The 20,640-nt window shown below is 64.0% G+C and carries 20 protein-coding genes; 9 read left to right on the top strand and 11 right to left on the bottom strand.

Translation table 11 applies throughout. The features are described 5' to 3' along the window. The gene (locus JOF56_RS60700; protein ID WP_372447974.1) at positions 1 to 327 is read left to right on the top strand and encodes a PIN-like domain-containing protein; all 327 of its coding nucleotides are present in this window, start codon (positions 1 to 3) and stop codon (positions 325 to 327) included. On the opposite strand, the gene pcaC is transcribed toward JOF56_RS60700, so the two are convergent. The 3 genes from pcaC to JOF56_RS16950 are packed head-to-tail and all read right to left on the bottom strand — an operon-like array spanning position 315 to position 2,298. Continuing rightward, complete coding sequence (pcaC, locus tag JOF56_RS16960) at positions 315 to 701, bottom strand: 4-carboxymuconolactone decarboxylase (protein WP_209638907.1); 387 nt, start codon at positions 699 to 701, stop codon at positions 315 to 317. The genes JOF56_RS60700 and pcaC overlap by 13 nt on opposite strands. Then, positions 698 to 1,612: an S-adenosylmethionine:tRNA ribosyltransferase-isomerase gene (locus JOF56_RS16955; protein ID WP_372447973.1), complete on the bottom strand. Its 915-nt coding sequence runs from the start codon at positions 1,610 to 1,612 to the stop codon at positions 698 to 700. Before JOF56_RS16955 ends, pcaC begins: the two co-directional genes overlap by 4 nt. 35 nt (positions 1,613 to 1,647) lie before the next feature. Next, on the bottom strand, positions 1,648 to 2,298 hold the full coding sequence (locus JOF56_RS16950) for an SDR family NAD(P)-dependent oxidoreductase (RefSeq protein WP_209638903.1): 651 nt from the start codon (positions 2,296 to 2,298) through the stop codon (positions 1,648 to 1,650). A 73-nt stretch (positions 2,299 to 2,371) separates the two neighbouring features. Between JOF56_RS16950 and soxR the strand changes: the two genes are divergently transcribed. The 4 genes from soxR to JOF56_RS16930 all read left to right on the top strand — a co-directional run bounded on the left by soxR (position 2,372) and on the right by JOF56_RS16930 (position 5,394). Further along, positions 2,372 to 2,845, top strand: coding sequence for a redox-sensitive transcriptional activator SoxR (gene soxR / locus JOF56_RS16945; RefSeq protein ID WP_209638901.1), 474 nt, complete (start codon positions 2,372 to 2,374; stop codon positions 2,843 to 2,845). Positions 2,846 to 2,854: 9 nt separating this feature from the next. Beyond that, positions 2,855 to 3,817: a hypothetical protein gene (locus JOF56_RS16940; RefSeq protein ID WP_209638899.1), complete on the top strand. Its 963-nt coding sequence runs from the start codon at positions 2,855 to 2,857 to the stop codon at positions 3,815 to 3,817. Between the two features lie 69 nt (positions 3,818 to 3,886). Then, entirely contained in the window at positions 3,887 to 4,222 is a 336-nt protein-coding gene (locus JOF56_RS16935; protein ID WP_209638897.1) for a YciI family protein, read from the top strand. A gap of 41 nt (positions 4,223 to 4,263) precedes the next feature. Next, entirely contained in the window at positions 4,264 to 5,394 is a 1,131-nt protein-coding gene (locus tag JOF56_RS16930) for an RNA polymerase sigma factor (protein WP_245379651.1), read from the top strand. A gap of 77 nt (positions 5,395 to 5,471) precedes the next feature. On the opposite strand, the gene JOF56_RS16925 is transcribed toward JOF56_RS16930, so the two are convergent. Both JOF56_RS16925 and JOF56_RS16920 read right to left on the bottom strand, forming a co-directional pair. Next, entirely contained in the window at positions 5,472 to 5,927 is a 456-nt protein-coding gene (locus JOF56_RS16925; RefSeq protein ID WP_209638893.1) for a hemerythrin domain-containing protein, read from the bottom strand. A gap of 78 nt (positions 5,928 to 6,005) precedes the next feature. Next, the gene (locus JOF56_RS16920) at positions 6,006 to 6,251 is read right to left on the bottom strand and encodes a hypothetical protein (protein WP_209638891.1); all 246 of its coding nucleotides are present in this window, start codon (positions 6,249 to 6,251) and stop codon (positions 6,006 to 6,008) included. A gap of 99 nt (positions 6,252 to 6,350) precedes the next feature. On the opposite strand from JOF56_RS16920, the gene JOF56_RS16915 reads away from it, so the two are divergent. From JOF56_RS16915 to JOF56_RS16900, 4 genes are all read left to right on the top strand, one after another. Further along, the gene (locus JOF56_RS16915; protein WP_209638889.1) at positions 6,351 to 7,199 is read left to right on the top strand and encodes a helix-turn-helix domain-containing protein; all 849 of its coding nucleotides are present in this window, start codon (positions 6,351 to 6,353) and stop codon (positions 7,197 to 7,199) included. A 6-nt stretch (positions 7,200 to 7,205) separates the two neighbouring features. Further along, the gene (locus tag JOF56_RS16910; RefSeq protein WP_209638888.1) at positions 7,206 to 7,379 is read left to right on the top strand and encodes a DUF397 domain-containing protein; all 174 of its coding nucleotides are present in this window, start codon (positions 7,206 to 7,208) and stop codon (positions 7,377 to 7,379) included. Between the two features lie 164 nt (positions 7,380 to 7,543). Beyond that, complete coding sequence (locus tag JOF56_RS16905; RefSeq protein WP_209638886.1) at positions 7,544 to 7,876, top strand: VOC family protein; 333 nt, start codon at positions 7,544 to 7,546, stop codon at positions 7,874 to 7,876. A 41-nt stretch (positions 7,877 to 7,917) separates the two neighbouring features. Next, positions 7,918 to 10,413: a DEAD/DEAH box helicase gene (locus JOF56_RS16900; RefSeq protein WP_209638884.1), complete on the top strand. Its 2,496-nt coding sequence runs from the start codon at positions 7,918 to 7,920 to the stop codon at positions 10,411 to 10,413. Here the strand turns inward: JOF56_RS16900 and JOF56_RS16895 are convergent. From JOF56_RS16895 to JOF56_RS16870, 6 genes are all read right to left on the bottom strand, one after another. Beyond that, on the bottom strand, positions 10,410 to 11,798 hold the full coding sequence (locus JOF56_RS16895; RefSeq protein WP_209638882.1) for a M20/M25/M40 family metallo-hydrolase: 1,389 nt from the start codon (positions 11,796 to 11,798) through the stop codon (positions 10,410 to 10,412). The two genes, JOF56_RS16900 and JOF56_RS16895, sit on opposite strands and share 4 nt — an antisense overlap. A gap of 108 nt (positions 11,799 to 11,906) precedes the next feature. Beyond that, complete coding sequence (locus JOF56_RS16890) at positions 11,907 to 13,601, bottom strand: ABC transporter ATP-binding protein (RefSeq protein WP_372447970.1); 1,695 nt, start codon at positions 13,599 to 13,601, stop codon at positions 11,907 to 11,909. Beyond that, on the bottom strand, positions 13,598 to 15,277 hold the full coding sequence (locus JOF56_RS16885; protein ID WP_209638880.1) for an ABC transporter substrate-binding protein: 1,680 nt from the start codon (positions 15,275 to 15,277) through the stop codon (positions 13,598 to 13,600). The genes JOF56_RS16890 and JOF56_RS16885 overlap by 4 nt, the downstream gene beginning before the upstream one ends. A 10-nt stretch (positions 15,278 to 15,287) precedes the next feature. After that, on the bottom strand, positions 15,288 to 16,283 hold the full coding sequence (locus tag JOF56_RS16880) for an ABC transporter permease (protein WP_209638878.1): 996 nt from the start codon (positions 16,281 to 16,283) through the stop codon (positions 15,288 to 15,290). Further along, on the bottom strand, positions 16,283 to 17,212 hold the full coding sequence (locus JOF56_RS16875) for an ABC transporter permease (RefSeq protein WP_209638876.1): 930 nt from the start codon (positions 17,210 to 17,212) through the stop codon (positions 16,283 to 16,285). The genes JOF56_RS16880 and JOF56_RS16875 overlap by 1 nt, the downstream gene beginning before the upstream one ends. Positions 17,213 to 17,331: 119 nt before the next feature. Next, positions 17,332 to 20,619, bottom strand: a complete 3,288-nt coding sequence (locus JOF56_RS16870; RefSeq protein ID WP_209638873.1) for an NACHT domain-containing protein — start codon at positions 20,617 to 20,619, stop codon at positions 17,332 to 17,334. Positions 20,620 to 20,640 lie beyond the last annotated feature (21 nt).

Below are 20,640 nucleotides of genomic sequence, written 5' to 3'. Positions count from 1 at the left end.
ATGACGGCCGGGCATCCAGACGGCTTGCCCCCGCTGTTCCTTGATCGCAGCCTCGGCCGGCGGCAAGTACCCGATCTTCTCTGTGCCGAGGGGTTGTGCCTGCAAACCCTCGCGGAGGTGTACGGCATTCCGGCCGATGAGGACGTGGCCGATGTCGACTGGCTCGCTCGGGCAGGCAGCGAGGGCTGGGTCGTCCTCATGAAGGACGAACGCATCCGCTACCGCCCGGCCGAGCGAGTCGCGCTTGTCGATCACCAGGTTCGAGCATTCTGCTTGACGAGTGGAAATCTTCGAGCCGCCGAAATCGATCTTGATCAGGACTCCTGATCGAGGTTGTTCAGGACTTCCTGGGCGATGGACAGGGCTCGGTTGGCGGCTGGGACGCCTGCGTAGAGGCCGACCTGGAGCAGGACTTCGGAGATTTCGGCCCGCGTGACGCCGTTGCGCAGGGCGGCCCGGACGTGCATGGCGAGTTCGCCCTCGTGTTGCAGGGCGGCCAGGAGGGCGAGGGTGATCAGGCTTCGTTCGCGGCGGCCCAGGCCGGGGCGGCTCCAGATGTCGCCCCAGGCGTTGCGGGTGATGTAGTCCTGGAAATCCTGTGTCACGTCGTCGGTTCTGGCGATGGCGCGGTCGACGTGCTCGTCGCCCAGCACCTCGCGGCGGACACGCATCCCCTGGTCGTAGCGCTCCTGGTCGTTCATTTGGGCAACAGTAGGCAACTGTCGCCGAATTCGTGCCACAAGTAACCCTCGTCACCGGCTGCCGCGTAAGCCTGGTCCACGAGCGCAGAACCGGCCACGGCCTGCAGTAACTGCAGGTGTGAGGCACCTGGTGCATGCCATCCGGTGATCAGTCCGTTGACCACGCGCGCAGGCCACTCGAGTCCTAAAACGAGTTCTGTCCAGCCCTCCCCGGCACGCACCACACCATCGGGTGAAGCCACGGACTCGAGTGCACGAGTCACGGTCGTGCCCACTGCGACAACCCGGCCACCGGCAGCACGAGTCGAGTTCACAAGCCGCGCGGTCGCGGCAGGGACCTGAAACCTTTCAGGCAGCGGAGGTTTGCCCTCTTCGATCGACGAAACGCCGGTGTGCAAAGTGATCGGAGCAAAAGCAATCCCGGAAGAAACCAACGATGTAACCAGTTCAGGAGAGAAGGGCCGGCCCGCGCTAGGCATCTCTGCGCTCCCAGCCGACTGGGCGAAAACCGTTTGATAGTCCGAGATCGGCCACTGCTTGGGCACATACGAGTACCGGATCGGTCGCCCATGCGAAGCAAGCATGGTAGGCACGTCGACCGAGACCTTCGCCCGCCAGAGCCGCCCCGGCACGTAAGGATCGAGGAGTTCGAGGTCCCCGCAAGGCAGCGAGATCCGCTGTCCCGCAACCGCTTGCGTCCCCTCCGGGCGCAGCTCGACCACCCAGGAGCAGTCGTCGAGCTGAGTGGAGAAGTGCACGGTCACCTCACCGTCCACGGCGGCTGCCATGGTGCCGGAGTTGTTGACCACGATCAGGTCACCCGCACGAAGGAACTGCCGCAGATCGGCGAAGTGCGCATGCGTCACCCCCGACGGGCGAGCCACGAGCATGCGCACGCCGTCCCTCGGCACCCCATGAGCCTCAGGCGGCTCGACCGCGGAAGGCATCATTTTGTGTACCGCCCGCTCGGTGGGCGTTCGTCCAGCAGCTTGAGCAAAGAAGGCACAACCGTTGACGGTTCCGGCCGGTCCGAGATGTCCTCGCCGGGGAACGCGGCCTGATGCATGTCGGTCCGCATGTCACCCGGATCGAAGGCGTAGACACGCAAAGAAGGCTGCTCCACAGCAAGCACTGCGCTCAACCGATCCAGAGCAGCCTTGCTGGACCCATAACCACCCCACCCTTCATAGGCTTCAACGGCAGCGTCGGAGCTGACATTCACGACAGTTCCATCCACTTTGGTCAGCAACGGCAAGGCAAGCTGGATCAAAGCGAGCGGCGCGATGACGTTCGCCTCGTAGACGCTGCTGAACTCGGTCAAGGGATAAGAAGCCAGCCGCGGCTGAGGACTCGGTCCCAGCGCGCTGGCATTGTTGACCAGCAAATCCAGGCGTGACACGGCGTTGATCAGGTCCGCACGATGTGCGGGATCTGTGACGTCACCTGGCACGAGCGTCACCGACGATCCGAAATCCGCTGCTTTCAACGCCTCCGCACCACGCGCGTCAACGACCAACTCCCAGCCGCGAGCGGCCAGCGCGTGCGACAGTGCCCGGCCGAAACCCTTCGATGCCCCGGTGACGATGGCTACCGGCATCAGACTCTCCTTGCCTCGGAGTACTTCTGAAGGCATCCTGGTAGTTGAAGTCAACTTGAAGTCAAGGCGTGATATGCACACCAGGGATCTGCTCACAGTCGGTGAGGTCGCCAAGCGCAGCGGCTTCGCGGCATCGGCGCTGCGTTACTACGACAGCCTCGGCCTGATCTCGTCCACGCGCACCTCCGGCGATCAACGCCGTTACGAACGCGGCGTCCTGCGCCGGCTGGCGTTCATCCGGGCCGCCCGCAATGTCGGGCTCACCCTGGACGAGGTCGCCGAGTCGCTGGCCCGCCTGCCGCAGAGCCGCACACCCACGAAAGCCGACTGGGCCAAGCTTTCCCGCGGCTGGCACGACCGGCTCAACGAGCAGATCCAGGCCTTGGAGAAGCTCCGGGACGATCTTGACTCGTGCATCGGCTGCGGCTGTCTGTCGCTGCGCAAGTGCGCGTTCTCCAACCCCGATGACGGGCTCGCGGCCCTCGGACCGGGCGCGGCCTATCTGCCGAGGCGGCTGCGTGAACCCCAGGCGGGCCAAGGTGGTTAACTCCGGAGCATGGAATACCAGCTCAAGGCCGAGGTCGCCCCGCCGGCAGGCACCTCGGAACTGGACGCACTGCACCGCCACGGCGTCGTGTCGCTGCTCGACGAGCAGCTCGACCTGCTGGCCGGCATCGAAGGCCCCGACGGTGTCGAGATCGAACCGCTTGATCATGAAGTGAGCGCCCATCCGGGTGGTGCCTCGATCAAGTGGCTGGTCGAGGCGCCCGCGCTGGCGTTCGCCGAGGAGGCGGCCCGCGCCGTGCTCACCGAACTGCTGGAGCGCACCGAGCTGCTGTCGGCCTGGTCCGTCGGCACCTGCGAGGTCACGGTCAGTGACGAGGACCTGGAGACCGCGCTCGAGGACGAGCCGGAGGACGAGCTCGAAGACGACGTGGTCGAGCTGGTCGAGCTCACCGAGGACGAGCTGGAGGAGCGCCGCGACCTGCTGCTGGCCGACAGCGAGCTGGTCACGGCGCTGGGCACGGACGCGTTCGGCACCGAGGACGGCGTGACCGCCGACCAGGCGAAGCTGGTCGCCGGTGCGCTGGCGGAGGCCGTCGTGGTGGTCATCGACGAGCTGTTCGACGACGTCAACGCCCTCGACGAGGACGACACCACCGCCGACCAGCACGAAGAGCTGCTGGTGATCGATGAGCTGCCGGAGGGGTTCGCCGACCAGTACTCGGCGTGGTTCGCCAAGCGGTTCCTGATCGCGACCGTGATCGTCGGCGACCGGTTGACCGAGGACGAGTGGCGTTCGCCGACCTGCGTCGCCGAGGCGTTGGCGCTGCACCTGCTGAAGGGCCGCGCGCGGACTGAGCTGACCGCGGCGGGCCTGCTCGACGAGGAAACCCTCAAGCGCGCGTTCGCCGCGTTCGACGAGCACGCGTTCGACGACCTGGAGCACGAGGCCCTGTACACCGACGAGGCCGAAGGCTCCGTTGTGGACTGGCTGCCGGCCATCGCGAAGTCGTAGTGTTCGTGCCGGCCCGGGTGTCGAGTCCGGGCCGGCCCGGTCGTCATTCTCCTGACAAAGGAGGATCAGATGCGTTACATGTTGTTGATCTACGGCTGCCACCGTGAGGAGCTGCCGGACGGCTATGACCAGGTCAACGCCTACGTGAAGGACCTGACCGCGCGGGGAGTGTTCGAGGCGGCCGACCCGCTGCACCTGCCGGCCACCGCGACGACCGTGCGCGTGCGTGACGACGAAGCGTTGATCACCGACGGGCCGTTCGCCGAGACCCACGAGCAGCTCGGCGGGTATTTCATCGTCAATTGCCGGGATCTGGACGAGGCGATCGAGCTGGCGGCGTTGTGCCCGCTGGCCAAGCTGGGCACGGTGGAGATCCGGCCGATCTTGGAAGTCACTTTCCGGTAGTGCATCCGGTCGAGCAGGTGTTCCGCGCGCACCGGACCCGGATGCTCGCGGCCCTGGTCCGCGTCCTCGGCGACATGGAGCTCGCCGAGGACAGCCTCCAGGACGCGTGTGCCCAGGCGTTACGCAGTTGGTCCGAGGTGCCGCGTGATCCGGTGGCGTGGTTGCTGACGGTTGCCCGTAACCGCGCCATCGATCGCCTCCGGCACGCCAACCGGGCGCCCGTGCAGGACGTCGTCCCAGCTCGGGAGCACAGCGAAGACAGTCTGGTGAACATCGGTGACGACCGGCTGAGCCTGATCTTCACGTGCTGTCACCCCGCACTGTCGATGGAAGCGCGTGTCGCCTTGACTCTGCAGGCGGTGGCGGGTCTTACCGCTGCGCAGATCGGCCGCGAGTTCCTCGTGCCAGAGGCGACGATGGCGCAACGCCTGGTCCGGGCGAAACGCAAGATCCGCGACGCCGGGATCTCGTTCGCGGTACCGGCTGATGATCAGCTGCCGTCGAGGCTTTCGGCTGTGCTCGCGGTCGTGTACCTCGTTTTCACGCAGGGCTACACCTCCGCGGACCGGATCCTGGCCGATGAGGCGATCCGGCTGGGCAAGCTGATCGCGACGCTGATGCCCGACGAGCCGGAAGCCCTGGGCCTGGTGGCCTTGTTGCTGTTGCAGGATTCCCGGCGTGCCGCCAGACGTACACCATCAGGTGATCTCGTCCTGCTGGAAGACCAGGACCGTTCGGTCTGGAACACCGCCCAGATCACCGAAGGCATCGGCCTGCTCGACCGCGCACTACAGCGGCGCGACGCCGGCCCCTACCAACTCCAGGCCGCGATCGCCGCCGTGCACTCGCAGGCACCGTCCACAGCAGACACCGACTGGGTGCAGATCGTCGCCCTCTACACAGAACTGGTCGCCCGCAATCCCTCCCCCGTGATCCGGCTGAACCTCGCAGTGGCGATCGCGATGGCCGACGGCCCGGAGACCGGGTTGAAGCTGATCGACTCGATCGAAGGCCTCGACCGGTTCCACCTGATGCACTCGGCCCGCGCGGACCTGTTGCGCAGACTCGGCCGGACCTCGGAAGCGGCGGACGCCTACCAGCTCGCGTTGTCGTTGGCCGGTGAGGAGTCCGACCGCCGCTTCCTCCAGTCCCGCCTCACCAGCCTCCACTAACTCGAGCCCGAACATGTGCCCCCAATGCCACATTGGGGACATCGCATGCCCCCAATGTGGCATTGGGGGCATACTTGCTACGTCTTGTGGAGGAATTTGGGCTGGTCGGCTGTCCACTCAGGAGCGTTGAGCTCGTTGAGCGCCTGGATGATCTTGCGTTCCTCGTAGGCGAAGTGGGACTCGATGATGGCCTCGATGCCGTTGAGCTCCCGCAAGGAGTCCTCCGGATCGGTGAAATCCAGCTGTTCCAAGCGTTCCAGCATCATGGTGATCAGCCCGTGGTCGTGCGCGAGCTCTTCGAGCACCGGTTTCAGTTCCGGGAACTGCTTGGCCAGCGCGGGAAAGGCGCCTTCGTCCTCACCCGTGTGATGTTTGGTGACGGCAGCACAGAACGACAGGCAATGTGCCTGCAATTTCTTTGGTCGCACCCCATGCTGCACATCCGAACGCAACCGGGCCAACTCGCCCCGGAGCCAGTCATGAACCTCGATGAGTTGAGTGCCAAAAGCCGCGAACCGGCTCGTGTCCTGCAAAAACTTCCCCTGTAGTACGACGCCTCCATGCCCACGGGGTTCTCCAGCCGGGTACACGCGACGCTGGCCCGAATCAGATCATCCAGAAGAGTCCCCGTCAAGTGGCGGCTCCGGGTCGATCCACACAACCTCGCACGAGTCCCCGAACAGGAAGGAGACCGCCGCGACCGTGCTGAACCGCCCACACATCCCCGGTTCCACGGAATGCACGTCCACATTGCCCGGTGCAGCAAGTCCCCAAGCCACAAGCTGGCCGCCGGAGTCGTCATCAAGAGTCTCGAACACGGCGAACCGGCTTGGCGGAGAATGAAGGTCAGCAGTCACAGAACCAACCGTGGCACAACGGAATTGTGTCCCAGCACATGAAACAGCTAGCCCGATCGTGTAGTGGCGTAGGCCTGTCCCGCCCGGTGCACTGGAATTATGACAAAGAAGCGCGGCACAGCGCGAATCCGTGGCCTGGCAGCAGAGTTGAAAGACCTCCGCACCAAAGCAGGTTTGAACACCCGGGAAGCCGCCGCCCAAGCAGGACTCTCGGCATCAACCCTCAACCGGATAGAGCTAGGCAACAGAATCATAGAAGTAGCGGACATGGCAGGACTGCTTGTGGTCTACGGGGTGACAGGAGTTGAGCGAGAACGCTTGTTGACTATGACAAGGGAGGCCGGTCAGCCTGGCTGGTGGGAGACCACTGGACCAGGCCTACCCAAAGAGGTGCCAGCACTGATCAACTTCGAAGCGGAGGCAGCCAGAATCGTCGAGGTGTCGTTGCTTCGAATCCCCGGTTTGCTGCAGATACCCGGCTATATCCGCGAGATCCTGACATCTGCAGGTGTCACTGGCACGAGCCGAGAAGCCATGGTGTCAGCGCGACTCGGCCGCCAAGCAGTCCTGACTCGCCCAGGCTCACCCCAGTATGTAGCGATCATCGATGAGGCGGCATTGCAAAGGCCCATCGGCAGCCCGCAGGTGATGGCCGAGCAGCTTCGGTATGTCATCGCCCAAGCGAGCTTCGCGAACGTGGATGTTCGAGTCGTGCCCTTCACACTCGGGGCTCACACCGGCCTGGATGGCACCTACATGACCCTTGAATTCACCAAGGCCAGGTCGATCGTGTACCTCGAGCACAAGCGATCCTCACTGTTTGTCGACGAGCCAGAAGATGTGGCTCCGTTTCATGAGGCAACCGATATTCTGTTGGAGACAGCCCTGGATTCATCCGAATCGGTGAAGTTCCTGACCCGCCTGGTAGCCGACTACGAGAAAAGTTGAGACAAGATGGATCTTGAAACCGCCCGGTGGCGCAAGTCAAGCCACAGCGGATCAAACGGCGGTTGCGTTGAGGTCGCCTTCGTGCCTGGCATCGCCGCCGTCCGCGACACCAAGAACCGCACCGGCGGCACCCTCACCTTCCCCGAATCAGCCTGGCGCTCTCTCACTCGAATCACCTGACCAGCACCTACTTACACAATACCCCTCGACTCATGGGGAATTGTGTAAGTGTGGGCAGGTCAAAGGCCTGTGCAGACCCCGCTAAAAGATCTTGGAGTCACCTGTCGAGTCCGGTGAGGGCCGGTCGTCCTTGGGGAGTTGGCACTACCCGAGAGGACAGATTCATGGCTGGCGAGATCAACTGGTACGAGCTGGCGGTCGAGGACACGGACAAGGCCGGTGCTTTCTTCGGTGCGGTGTTCGGCTGGCAGACGATGCCGTTCGAGGGGCAGGACTACCACCTGATCACCAATGGGCTCGGGGCCATCGCGCCGAAGTCCGCGAACCTGCCGGGCAGCCGGGTGTACTTCTCCGTCGACGACCTCGACGCCACCCTGGTGAAGGTGGGCGAACTGGGCGGCAAGGCGGGTGAGCCGTCCCCGGTTCCTGGGTTCGGGCGGATCGCGCACTGTGAGGATGATCAGGGGACCACGTTCAGCCTGTTCCAGCAGAGCTGAGGCCGAGGTCGAGGCGCTGGTGGGATAGGTTGGGGAGTGCCATGACACTCACCGAGCTTGTTCCCACCAGCCCTGACCCGGACTCCCTGTTCGAAGCGTTCTCCGAATGGGCGGCCGGCCGTGGCCTGAGCCTCTATCCGGCGCAGGAGGAGGCGCTGATCGAGGTCGTCTCCGGGTCGAACGTCATCCTCGCGACGCCGACGGGTTCCGGGAAAAGCCTGGTGGCGGTGGGTGCGCACTTCGCGGCCATGGCTGATCAGCGGCGTAGCTTCTACACCGCGCCGATCAAGGCCCTTGTCTCGGAGAAGTTCTTCGACCTGTGTGAGGTGTTCGGCGCCGATCAGGTCGGCATGATGACCGGCGATTCCAGTGTGAACGCGGGCGCGCCGATCATTTGCTGCACTGCCGAGATCCTGGCGAACATCGCGTTGCGTGACGGCGCCGAAGCGGATGTCGGCCAGGTTGTGATGGACGAGTTCCATTTCTACTCCGAGCCGGAGCGCGGCTGGGCGTGGCAGGTTCCGCTGCTCGAACTGCCGAAGGCCCAGTTCATTCTGATGTCCGCGACACTCGGTGACGTCACCAAGTTCGAGAAGGACCTCACGCGCCGCACCGGCCGGCAGACCACTGTCGTCTCCTCGGCACAGCGCCCGGTCCCGCTGTTCTACAACTACTCGCTGAGCCCGCTGCACGAGACGCTCGAAGAATTGCTCTACACCAACCAGGCCCCCATTTACATCGTCCACTTCACACAGGCGTCGGCGATCGAACGGGCTCAGGCGTTGATGAGCATCAACGTGTCCACGCGCGAGGAGAAGGACGAGATCGCCCGGCTGATCGGCCGGTTCCGGTTCTCGTCGGGCTTCGGCAAAACGCTGTCACGCTTGGTGCGCCACGGAATCGGCGTGCACCACGCGGGCATGCTGCCCAAGTACCGCCGGTTGGTCGAGCGCTTGGCCCAGGCCGGGCTACTGAAGATCATCTGCGGCACGGACACGCTCGGCGTCGGCATCAACGTTCCGATCAGGACAGTCCTGTTCACCGGTCTGTCCAAATACGACGGTACGCGGACCAGGCATCTCAAGGCACGCGAGTTCCACCAGATCGCGGGCCGGGCCGGGCGCGCCGGGTTCGACACGGTCGGCAACGTCGTCGTGATGGCGCCCGAGCACGATATCGAGAACGAGCGCTTGCTCGCCAAAGCGGGTGACGACCCCAAGAAGCGCCGCAAGGTGGTCCGCAAGAAGGCGCCGGAAGGCTTCGTCTCGTGGGGCAAGCCGACCTACGAGCGGCTCATCGCCGCCGATCCGGAGCCGTTGACCTCCAGCTTCGCGGTGAGCCATTCCATGCTGCTCAACGTGATCGGCCGGCCGGGCGACGCCTTCAAAGCCATGCGCCACCTGCTGGAGGACAACCACGAAGAGCGGCCGTCGCAGCGCAGGCTTATCCGCCGGTCGATCGCGATCTACCGGGCGCTGCTCGCGGCCGGTGTCGTGGAGAAGCTCGACGAGCCGGACGAGACCGGCCGCACGATCCGGCTGACCGTGGATCTGCAGTTCGACTTCGCGTTGAACCAGCCGCTGTCTCCGCTCGCGCTTGCCGCGATCGACTTGCTGGACAAGGAATCGCCCAGCTACGCACTCGACGTCCTCACGGTCATCGAGTCTACTTTGGAAAGCCCACGGCAGATTCTGTCCGCGCAGCAGCACAAGGCGCGCGGCGAGGCCGTGAACCGGATGAAGGCCGACGGCATCGAGTACGACCAGCGGATGGAACTGCTCGAAGAAGTCAAGCACCCCGAGCCACTGAAAGAGCTGCTCGACGCGGCGTACGAGATGTACCGGCAAGGCCACCCGTGGGTCGCCGACTACCACCTCGAGCCAAAAGCTGTTGTGCGGGACATGTTCGAGCGAGCGATGACGTTCGCCGACTACGTGAGCTTCTACCAGCTCGCCCGTTCCGAAGGCCTTGTGCTGCGCTATCTCGCGGACGCGTACAAGGCTCTCAAACAGACCGTGCCGGACGAGGCCAAGACCGAAGAACTCCAGGATGTCGTGGAATGGCTGGGTGAACTGGTCCGCCAGGTCGACTCCAGCCTGATCGACGAGTGGGAGAAGCTGCGCAACCCCGACGACGAGGATCTGCGGGAGCAGGACGAAACACTGGCCGGGGTCACCAAGAACGACCGGGCGTTCCGGGTGCTCGTGCGCAACGCGTTCTTCCGCCGAGTGGAATTGGCGTCCCGCCGCAACTACTACGAGCTCGGCCGGCTCGATTCAGCTGACGGCTGGGACGCCGAGTCCTGGCAGGAGGCGTTGGAGCCGTACTTCGAGGAGCACGACGACCTGCCGGCCGGCCCGGAGGCCCGCGGCCCGCACCTGTTCGTCGTCGAACAGCAGCCCGAGCGCTGGCTGGTCCGCCAGGTCATCGACGATCCCGCTGGTGATCACGACTGGGCGATCTCCGGCGAAGTCGACCTCGCCGCGTCCGACGAGGCCGGCAACGCCGTCATCCACATCACGGAAGTCGGGAACTAGCTCGGCACTGGGAACGCGACCGGGCTGCGGTGGCCTGCCTTGTCGTAGGCCCGGACGCCGAAGAACACGTTGTCCTTGGACAGGTCGATCTTGGCTGACGTGACGTCGCCGACGTCGATCGCGCTTGTCCAGTCAGAGGCCGTGGTCTCCCGCCAGACGACCTCGTAACCACCGAGATCCGGCTCGGATCCACGGTCCCACAACAGGTCCGTGTCGTTGGTGAGCTGTGATGTGTTGACACGGACGTTCTTCGGCGTGCCTGGCGCGTTGGCCAACGACCACAAAGTAGCGCCGTTGACACGCGCCACCCGTGCGATATAAGGAAAGTCGCAGAACTCGGGCAGGTCGCCGAACTGCTTGCCGTCGACCACACGGACATCTTGGTGCTGGTGCGCGTAGTCCTCATTGGGTTCCGTGAAACGGGCAGCCGGATATGCCTGCTCCAGGAACGGAATGTGGTCGCCGCCGCGCAGGTATCGGTCCCGCCGGTAGATCACGCGAACGTCCATACCAGTGGCGTCGTTCACCGCAACGCTGCGCACGAACCTGGACAGCTGCCGCGAGCTTGAGTCGTTCTCACCACCGACCGACCGCCGGATATTGGCTTGAGCAGGGGTTTCCGCCGTTGGTACGCCTTCGGCGAAGAGCCGGATCGTGCGTGGGTCGCGGGTTGCGTCGTCGGCTTTGGAGCTGCCCACGATGTCGTTGGTGAACATGGCCTGGATGTCGGCGTTGGCGGCCTTGTATTGGGTCGCCATGTAACGAGCGCCGTGCAGGCCTTGTTCCTCACCGGCCACGGCAGCGAACACGATCGTCGCCTCAGGCCGCCGTTTCGCCATGACACGGGCGAGTTCCATGGCCACGGCGACACCTGATGCGTCGTCATCGGCGCCAGGTGCATCGCTGGTAAAATCGTTAGGATCGGTGCAGCGTGAGTCGTAGTGACCGGAGACGACGTAGATCCGTTCCGGTGACGTGGAACCGCGCAAGGTGGCGACCACATTGGTGATCCGGACCGCTTCGGGGATCCGGGGCGGTGCCGGTTGCTGGATGTAGGACTGCAACTCGACGGTCAGATTCTCGTTGGCGTACTTGCTCATCTCCGCGAAGATCCAGTCCCGGGCGGCGCCGATACCGCGGACCGGATTGTCCTGAGAGGACAGTGTGTGCCGGGTACCGAAGGAGGCCAGCTTGCGCACGGTCGCCTCGATCCGGCGTTCGTCGACCTCCTTCAGGATGGCGCGCAGTTGTGCGTCCGGCGGCTGCGGCTTGACCGGCTTGCCGGGCCCGCGGTCGCCGAGTTCCTCGGCACCAGCCGGAATACCGGCGCCGGCCAGCGCGACCGTGGCGATGGATGCGGACAAGAACGTTCTTCTCGTGCCCATGTTCGCCGTCCTACGCCCATCCGAAGGTCACCGCCACCCTCGAAAGTAGTTTTTGCCCCCAATGCCACATTGGGGACATCCCATGCCCCCAATGTGGCATTGGGGGCACTACACCAACTGGCGCCAGGCTTCGCGGCGGCGGCGCTGACCGGCCGGGTCGGCGACCGGTGCTGCTGCGAGAAGTCGCTGCGTATAGGGGTGAATCGGCCCTGCCAGCACTGCCGCGGTCGGTCCTTGTTCGACCACGTGTCCACGGTGCATCACCGCGACTCGACCGGCCAACTGCTCGATCACTGCGAGATCGTGACTGATGAAAAGACACGCGAACCGATGCTCTTCTTGTAGGTCTCTGAACAGGTCCAGGACTTTGGCCTGCACGGACACGTCGAGCGCACTCGTCGGCTCGTCGGCGACGAGCAGATCCGGCTGCAGAGCAAGCGCTCGTGCGATACAGACCCGCTGCCGTTGCCCACCGGAGAGCTCATGCGGATACCGGGCCCGCAAAGACGGGTTGAGCTGCACCGATTCCAGCAACCCGGCCACTCGCCGATCCACTTCGGACCCTCGAACGGCTTTGTGCAGCCGGATCGGCTCGGCCACACTGTCCCCCACGGTCGCGCGCGGGTTGAGCGACGACAACGGATCCTGAAACACCACGCCAATCCGGCGCCGCAGGGCTTTGGCAGCGCGGCCACGAACCCGGGCGACATCAACACCATCGACCAGGATCTGGCCGCCGGTGGCCTTCACCAGGCCGGTCACCGCGCCCGCAACCGTGCTCTTCCCGGAACCCGATTCCCCGACGAGGCCGAGCACCTCACCTGGCTCCACATGCAACGAGACCCGGTCAGCGGCATGTACTGCCATTGACCGGAACCTGCCGCCGTAAACCACCGACAGGTTCTCGATACGCAGCAACGGCTCGACGCCGGGCACGTCCGGAACCGACTCGGTCGCTGGATGATCCGCCGCCGCGAAATGATCCTCCCGGACCACAACATCCGAGATCAGAGCGCGTTCAGTCACCGTGCCGCTCAGGGAGATCACCGAGCCCAGCAACTGTTGTGTGTACTTCTCCTTGGGCGCGGCGAAGATTTCCTCTACCGGGCCTTGTTCGACAACCTTCCCGTCGTACATCACCACGACCCGGTCGGCAAGATCGGCGACCACGCCCATGTCATGGGTGATCAACAAGATGGCGGTGCCCAGACGGGTTCCCAAGTCCCGCAACAACTCCAGGATCTCGGCCTGCACTGTCACGTCGAGCGCGGTCGTCGGCTCGTCGGCGATGAGCAGCTTGGGATCGTTCGCCACGGCCATCGCGATCACGATCCGCTGCAACTGCCCACCGGACAGTTCATGCGGATACGACCTGAACCGCCGTTCCGGATCCGGCAGGCCGACCAGGTTGAGCAGCTCGATCGCCCGGCGCTTCGCGTCCCGCGCGGACATCTTCTGGTGCACCAGGATTGCTTCGACGAGCTGCTCGCCCACCGTGAACACCGGGTTGAGCGCGCTCATCGGCTCCTGGAACACCATGCCGACCTCGCCGCCGCGAACAGCCCGCAGCTCGGCCGGAGTCATCGGGTACAGGTCCCGGCCGGACAACAAGGCCCGGCCGGTGACCTGCGCGTTCGACGGCAACAGTCCCAGCAGGGACATCGCCGTCACGGTCTTGCCGGACCCGGATTCCCCCACCACGGCGACGACTTGGCCCGCCGCGACGGAGTAGCTCACCGACCGGACCGCGGGCACGGAGTCGAACGTGACTTCGACTCCGTGCAGGTCGAGCAGTGTTGTCACGGAATGATCCCGAACTGCCGGTAGTCGGCGTAGGCCGGGAACCTGCCGATGATCACGTTGCCGACCTTGGACCCGTGCAGGTACGAGTTGCGGGTGTAGATCAACGGCACCACCGGCGAGTCGGCCAGGATCTTCTTGTCGATCTCGGCCCACTTCCTGCCGGCCTCATTCGGGTCCACTGTGGCCTGTGCCTCGGTGATCAGCTTGTCGATCTCGGGCTTGTTGTAGCGCGAGGTGTTGAATCCGCCGCCACCGATCTCGGTGGACTGGAACAGCGGCTGGATGTTCGCGTTGGCCGACGGGATGTCCGGCTGCCACGACTCGAGGACCAGGTCGTAGTCCGGGTTCGGCTTGGTCTGGACCTCGGCGGTGAAGGCGTCCTCGTCCAGTGTCTTGATGGTGACCTTGATGCCCGCGGCGGCCAGGCCCGCCTGGATCGACTGGGCCTTCTCCGGACCGCCGTTCTCGTTGCGGGTGACCAGAATCAGGCCGTCCAGGCCATTCGGGAGCCCGGCCGCGGCCAGCAGTTCCTTGGCCTTGTTCGGGTCGCCCTCAGGCTTGGTCGGATACGGGTCGAACTGCTCGCGGCCGACCAGACCGGGCGTGATCAACGTGGTCGCGATGTCGCCGGCCAGCTGCGCGTTGCCTGCACTGGCGACCTGGAAGGCCGCCTTGTTGACTGCGTACTGGAACGCCTCACGCACCTTGGGATCGGTCAGCTTGCCGCGCTCGGTGTTCAGCGCCAGATACGCCAGCGCACCGGATTCGGACGTCACCAGCCGGGACTTGGCCGAGGCGTTGCCCTGGATCTGGGCCAGCTGGGCGGGTGAGGCGAACGAGGTGCCGAAGGCGTTGCGGTCGTCACCGGAGTCGTCGATCAAGCGCTTGGACACGACGTTCGTCTGCTGGCCGAGCTGCCAGACGACCTTGTCCGGGTACGCCTTGCGGGTGTCGTCGGTCGCCTTGTCCCAGTAGGTGTTGCGCGCGAGCACAGCTTCCTTGCCGCGCTCGAACTTCTCGAGGAAGTATGGACCCGAGGCGACGGGGTGCTCGTTGTAGTTGGCTTCCGCGCCCTTGCCCTTCGGCACCGGGGCGAACGCGGGCGTGCTGGCGACCCAGTTCCAGTCACCGTACGGCCGGGCGAGCTTGAAGATGATCGTCTTGTCGTCCGGCGTCTCGATCGTGTCGAGCTCCTTGCCACCCTCGAACGGGCCTTTGTAAGCCAGGCCAGGCGAAAGCAGGTCCTTGTGGTACGCCAGGCCGCCGGAGAACGCGGCCGCGAACGAACGCTCCAGGCCCCACTTGACGTCCGCCGACTTGATCGGCGTGCCGTCGTTGTACTTCAGGTTGTCCTTCAACGTGAAGGTCCACGTCTTGCCGCCGTCGCTCGGCTTGCCGGTGTCGGTGGCCAGGTCCGGGACGATCGTGGTGTCCTTGCCGGGCGCGACCTGCCACGACGTCAACCGCCGGTGCACGAACTGAAGACCGGTGACGACCAGGCTCGAACTGCGCGCCGGGTCGTACTGCTGGGTCGGCGAGTCGGTCAGCAGGTAGAGCGTGCCGCCTGGCTTGACCTCGGCCCCAGCCTGCGGCCCGGCCGGCTTGTCGTTGGCGCCGCAGGCGGTGAGCAGCAGCGTCGTCGCTGTGATCGCCGTCAGCAAATGCCTGCGTTTCATGGATTCCCTTTCATGTCAGCCGCGCCCGTGGGTCGAGCACGCCGTAGAGCAGATCGACAAGGAAGTTGACGAACGTGACCAGTAGCGCCGAGAACAGCGTCACACCCAGCAGGATCGGCAGGTTCAGCCCGGCGATCCCGTCCACCAGAAGCTTTCCGACACCGGGCAGGCCAAAAATCCTTTCGGTGATGACGGTTCCGGCCAGCAACGCGCCAAGGTCCACTCCGAACACTGTGACGATCGGCAGCAGTACGTTGCGCAACGCGTGCCTGCCGATGACTTTGCGTTCGGTCAGGCCCTTGGCCCGCGCGGTCCGGATGAAGTCCTCGCCCAGGGTCTCCAGCATCTGACCACGTGTCAGCCGGGCGTAGATCGCGGCATGCAGGAACGCCAGGACCAGCCACGGCAGCACCAGATGCCACGCCCACTGCACCGGGTCCTCGCCGATCGGCACGTATCCGGTCTTGGGCACGACATCGAGCGCGAACGCGAAGATCGTGATTCCGATCATGCCGGCGAGGTACGCGGGCATCGACACTCCGGCCATCGCGACGGCCATCGTGACCCGGTCCACTGTGGTCCCCCGCTTGAGCGCGGAGACCACGCCGAGCCCGACGCCGGTGATCAACCAGATGATCGCCGCGCCGATGGCGACGGAGAAGCTGACCTCGACCCGGTCCAGGATCTCGGTGAGCACCTCGGCGTTGTTCTGGAAGTCGTAGCCGAAACACGGTGCCGGGCAGTGGATGGCTGACGGTCCGCTGCCGAACGTCCGGCCGGTGAAGATGCCGCCGACAAAATCGAAGAACTGCTGGTACCAGGGGGAATTGAACCCCATGAACTCCCGTGCCAGTTCAAGGCTTTGCGGAGAGCACGGTCGTCCACACGCGAGCTGCGCCGGATCCGACGGCAGGATGTAGAAAACCAGAAAAGTCACGAACGTGACGATCAGCAGAACAAGCAGCATTCCGGCGAACCGTCCGGCGATGAATCCAGCGACGCGCATCAGCCCCGGCCCTCCGCCTTCGGGTCAAGGGCATCCCGGATGCCATCACCGACCACATTGAACGCCAGCGTGATCAGGAACAACGTGACACCCGGAAAGACCAGGTACAGCGGATCGGTCTCGAAGTAGTCGATGGCCGTGGAGATCGTCCGGCCCCAGCTCGGCGTCGGCGGCAACACCCCGACCCCGAGGAACGACAACGCGGCCTCGTTGCCGATCATCGACGGAATCGTGAGGCTGGACACGATGATGATCGGTGCCCAGAGATTGGGCAGCAACTGCTTGGTGAACACATGCCACGGCCCGCCGCCCATGGCCGACGCGGCCTTGACGAAGTTCCGCTTCGTGAGACTCAACACCTGGGCCCGCACGATCCGCGCGACCCTAGGCCAGCCGAACAGCCCCAGCACGACGATCATCAGAAGCTGCCGCGGAAACTCCACCGGAGCCACGGCCCCCAGCGCGATCATGAAGATCAGGTACGGAAACCCCAGGATGACGTCGGCAGTCCACGTCACCACGCGGTCCCACCACCCGCCCAGATACCCGGCACTTGCTCCGATGAGGACACCGAGAACGACCGAGAGGGCGGTCGCTGCCAAACCCACTAGCAACGACACCCTCGCGCCGTACGCCACCAGGGCAAACAGGTCTACACCTGTGAGTGGCTCCACTCCGAACCAGTGCTCCGCGCTGGGTCCTTCAGCCGGAAGCCCGGTCGGCCCGAGGTTCTTGATGTCCGGGTTGAGCCCCTGCCCTTCAATGGCCGTAAGCAGGTCAGCCGCGACCGCCATGAAGACGATCAGAACAATGATGATGGCGCAGGTGAGCGTCCACTTGTCGCGGCGCACAGCCTGCCAGAGGGCAGCCGGGACCGACTTCGCGGCACCCGGCGTGACTCCGCCGCCAAGCGGTAAGGGGTCGGACACAGCACCTTCTGTCGTTCAGCCGATCGAGTGACGAGCACGGACCTTATGTCCAGACCATGCCAGCTCCTTCACCATCTCACCATCTGGACAGTAAGTAACGCGCGCCGAAGATCACCACATCACCCCTCAGTGGCAGACCCGTAGTAGTGGCTCAGCAGCCACTCCCCACGCTTCACAAGCTCAGGCCGACGCCCGGAATCAGCCAGTTCGCGAAGATTCGCCCGCCACAGGAACTCATCCCACAGCTCCCAGCCAGGATCGATTCCCAGCTCAGTGATCCTGAGGTTGACCTCGACCCGAAGCACGATCTCCTCGACCGGATCCGTGATCCGGATCTTCAACTGGGTATAAAAGTCCAGCAGCACACGATCAGTGTCATCACTCCATCCCAGAAACCGCACAACACAGGGAACAGCCACTGACGGGGTGACCGTGTCCACACCGAGCAGTTCGAAGATATCGACAACCAATTGCGGCGAGATGCGCTGATCAACACACATCCGGGAAACTACCAGATCCGCATAGTTCGTCCGCAGTTCCGGACTATTTTCGGTGACCGAACCAGCAGCCTTGGCGCACCAGAGATAAACCCAATCAATGTCCTCACCATTCTCGACAACCGGATTCAACAAGAGCGTGAGCGCCATATTGGCAATGGATCGGACGCCCTCGTTGGAATCCCCGAATCCAGTGAGCATACCCGGGAGATACTCGACAACCGGCTCGGCGAGATGCGCGAACACATCATCACCGGCACTCGCAAAGAAATTCTGACGCCTGAGCAGTAGCGAATCAGTATGAAAAAACGATCGCAAGCCATGGCGACCAAAAACCAGGCCGTCCTGATAGGACCAATCCAGTGCGACCCGCGACGCCATACCAGAGCTTGACAGTCTGAGAACAATATCTCTAACCCGGCCAGCCCATATCTTCTCCACCGAAAGAGCGTTAACCATGCTGTAGTAGTCGATCTGCGAACGCCACAGCAGCGCATCAGCCTGCCAGAGGTCCATCGCGCGTTCTTTCCTGCCATACAGCTGACTTGCCCTGATCTCGCCCAGCAGAGCCGTCACAAGAATCACCAAGTTCGCACTGTAGTTGGCATGCCGTCTCGACATCGAAGCCGATCGCGGTTCATAACTATCTCGGCCATGTGCAGAGCGGCGGCGATCCACTATCCGAAACAGGCGGATGAGAATTTCCCCCATCGCCTGTCGATCCGCAACAGTCAACTGCTCGGGAATCTCAGCGAGAAATCGGACAGCTGCTGCTCGCGTACTGAGCGGCGCGAACGACAGCAGTGCATGGAGCATGCTGTCGTCCAACGGCGGCCGATCAAAGAACTCCTCGACGGCTGCTTCCCTCGCCACTAGTGCCTGAACAAGCTTCCATGCCATTCTCGCGACCAGGTACTCCGCGAAGGTGGCATGCAGGAACTCAAAGGTCTCAATGCTCTTTTCCGCCTGCTGCGCACGGGCGCGGTGAATGAAGAAGAACCGGCCGATCGCGATCTCGGCATCGCTCAACTGCCTGCGGAGGCCCGAGGCCGACCCCGCGGTCTCGCCAAGCAGCGCGACCAGGTCGCGATTCAGGTCTTCCTGGGTGACCCATTGCGCGCCTCGGTTGAACATCGCAAACGCCACATAGGACAGTCGGCGCAGTTCGCTCTCAACCGCTCGGTCGATCTCATCGTCCGACTGGCCCTTCGCCTTGGTGACCTCGCGGCGCGCGAACTGGACCAGTAATCCTTCGTACAGATCACTTTGGCTGATCGTGCCGGCTGAGCCTTGTAAGGCATTCTTGTCGCCGTCATAGAGCGCGAGCATGAGCAGGAGAAGCGGCTGCGTCGCCAGCTCTGGATAGGCCAGCACGGCTTCGGGTGCCAGCGAGGCAACACCGCTACGGGCGAAATAGCCACGGTTCTCCGAGTTCCAGATACCCACCCACTGTTCGACCTGGTTCCGGTCGAACGGCTCGAGCCGCAGCGCGATCGATTCCCCGGGAAAACGCGCGAGCCCGGCCACCGCTATCCGAGTGGTCACGATGACAGCCAGCGGGCGCTCCTGATCGGCCTCCCGCTTCTGGAACTGGGCGACTCTGGTTAGGTAGTCGATGTGTTGAGCGCCGGTCGCCTGCAGGAGCTCGTCGAAGCCGTCGAGCAGGATCACCGGAATCGCATCGCCCGTCGACCCAGCCAAATCGGTCCATTCGACACGGTCGCCAGTGGCCTGCCTGATGGCGTGTTCAATCTGGTCCTGAATGTCGGCCTCGGCGGGTACATCCCGGAGTTCGACCCGAATGGGCAAGAAGTCAGAGGCAGGCAGCCTGGCAGCGAGCACTTTGGTGAGCATCGATTTCCCGGCGCCCGGTTGGCCGAGCACCACCAATGGAGCGCTCGCAGCCTGTGTCGAGGTCAGATAAGCGACAAGATACTGCTGTATGTCATCGCGTTGAAGCGAATCCCTCCACCAGGATTCCTGACTTGGTTTGCTGTCTGCATGGACCGCACTCACCCGGAATCGCGGATTGACGTACGCACGCTCGACTGTCGGAATCCCGAACTGACTCGACACCTCGCCGCGTGGCAGGACGGGTTCCAAGAGCTGCGCCCGATAGGCACGGGCCAACGCCACGCGGCGGTCGTCAGGCTCCTTACCTGTCCGAATCTCGTCCAGGATCTTCTCGAGTCCGGCCAGACCCGCGCCCAGCGCGCGGACCTCGTGACGGGTCGCGGCGTGATCGGTCATGTTGACCCAGCACGCCACCTCCGGGAATTCCGCCACCAGAGTCCGGAACAGATTCTCGTACCTGCGAAGCGCCTTTTCCGGCAGTGCCTCCACTTGAGCGCGGAACTTCTCCCGGCCGACCTCATTGCTCTGCTCCCAAACAGCCAACCGCAGGACAAAATTGAACAGGCCACGCGCCATCATCGCGTACCGAGTTTCTATAGATAAGCGGTTGATCTCATATGGCCGTTCAGGGGTGGGCAGCAGGTTCTGATCATGTAGCCACTCGCCGACTGGGAGGTGCGCGGAATTGAAAGAACTCACCTTTTGCAGGTAGTGCTGATCCTCCGGCGTCAACGCGAAGTCCGCCCTGCTGAAAGGCAGGTCGAAATCCTCGAAGGCCTCGAAGAACGCCGTCATCACAATGACTGTGTGCGCGGCCTCGATGCGCTGGGTGCGGTCGAAGCGGCGAATCCCGCGCTTGGCTTCGATCACCGCGTTCACCAGGTCGTGCGAGAGCCTGACAAAGTCGGCCTTGGCGTCGAACCAGGACAGTACGTCGGAAACCACCGTCGCCGCACCGAACATGATGCCGCCGGTCGCCTTGTCCAGCGCGGTTACCAGCTTGCTCTGCCTGCCACCGATGAGGATCGCCGCTTCACGGTAGCTGAAGGTCCGCATTCGGGTATGCGATCGTGCTCC

Origin of the sequence: Kibdelosporangium banguiense (genome assembly GCF_017876405.1) — a bacterium.
Classification (GTDB): domain Bacteria; phylum Actinomycetota; class Actinomycetes; order Mycobacteriales; family Pseudonocardiaceae; genus Kibdelosporangium; species Kibdelosporangium banguiense.
Note: the sequence above shows the minus strand (reverse complement) of the source record. Positions and strands in the feature narration are given on the sequence as shown.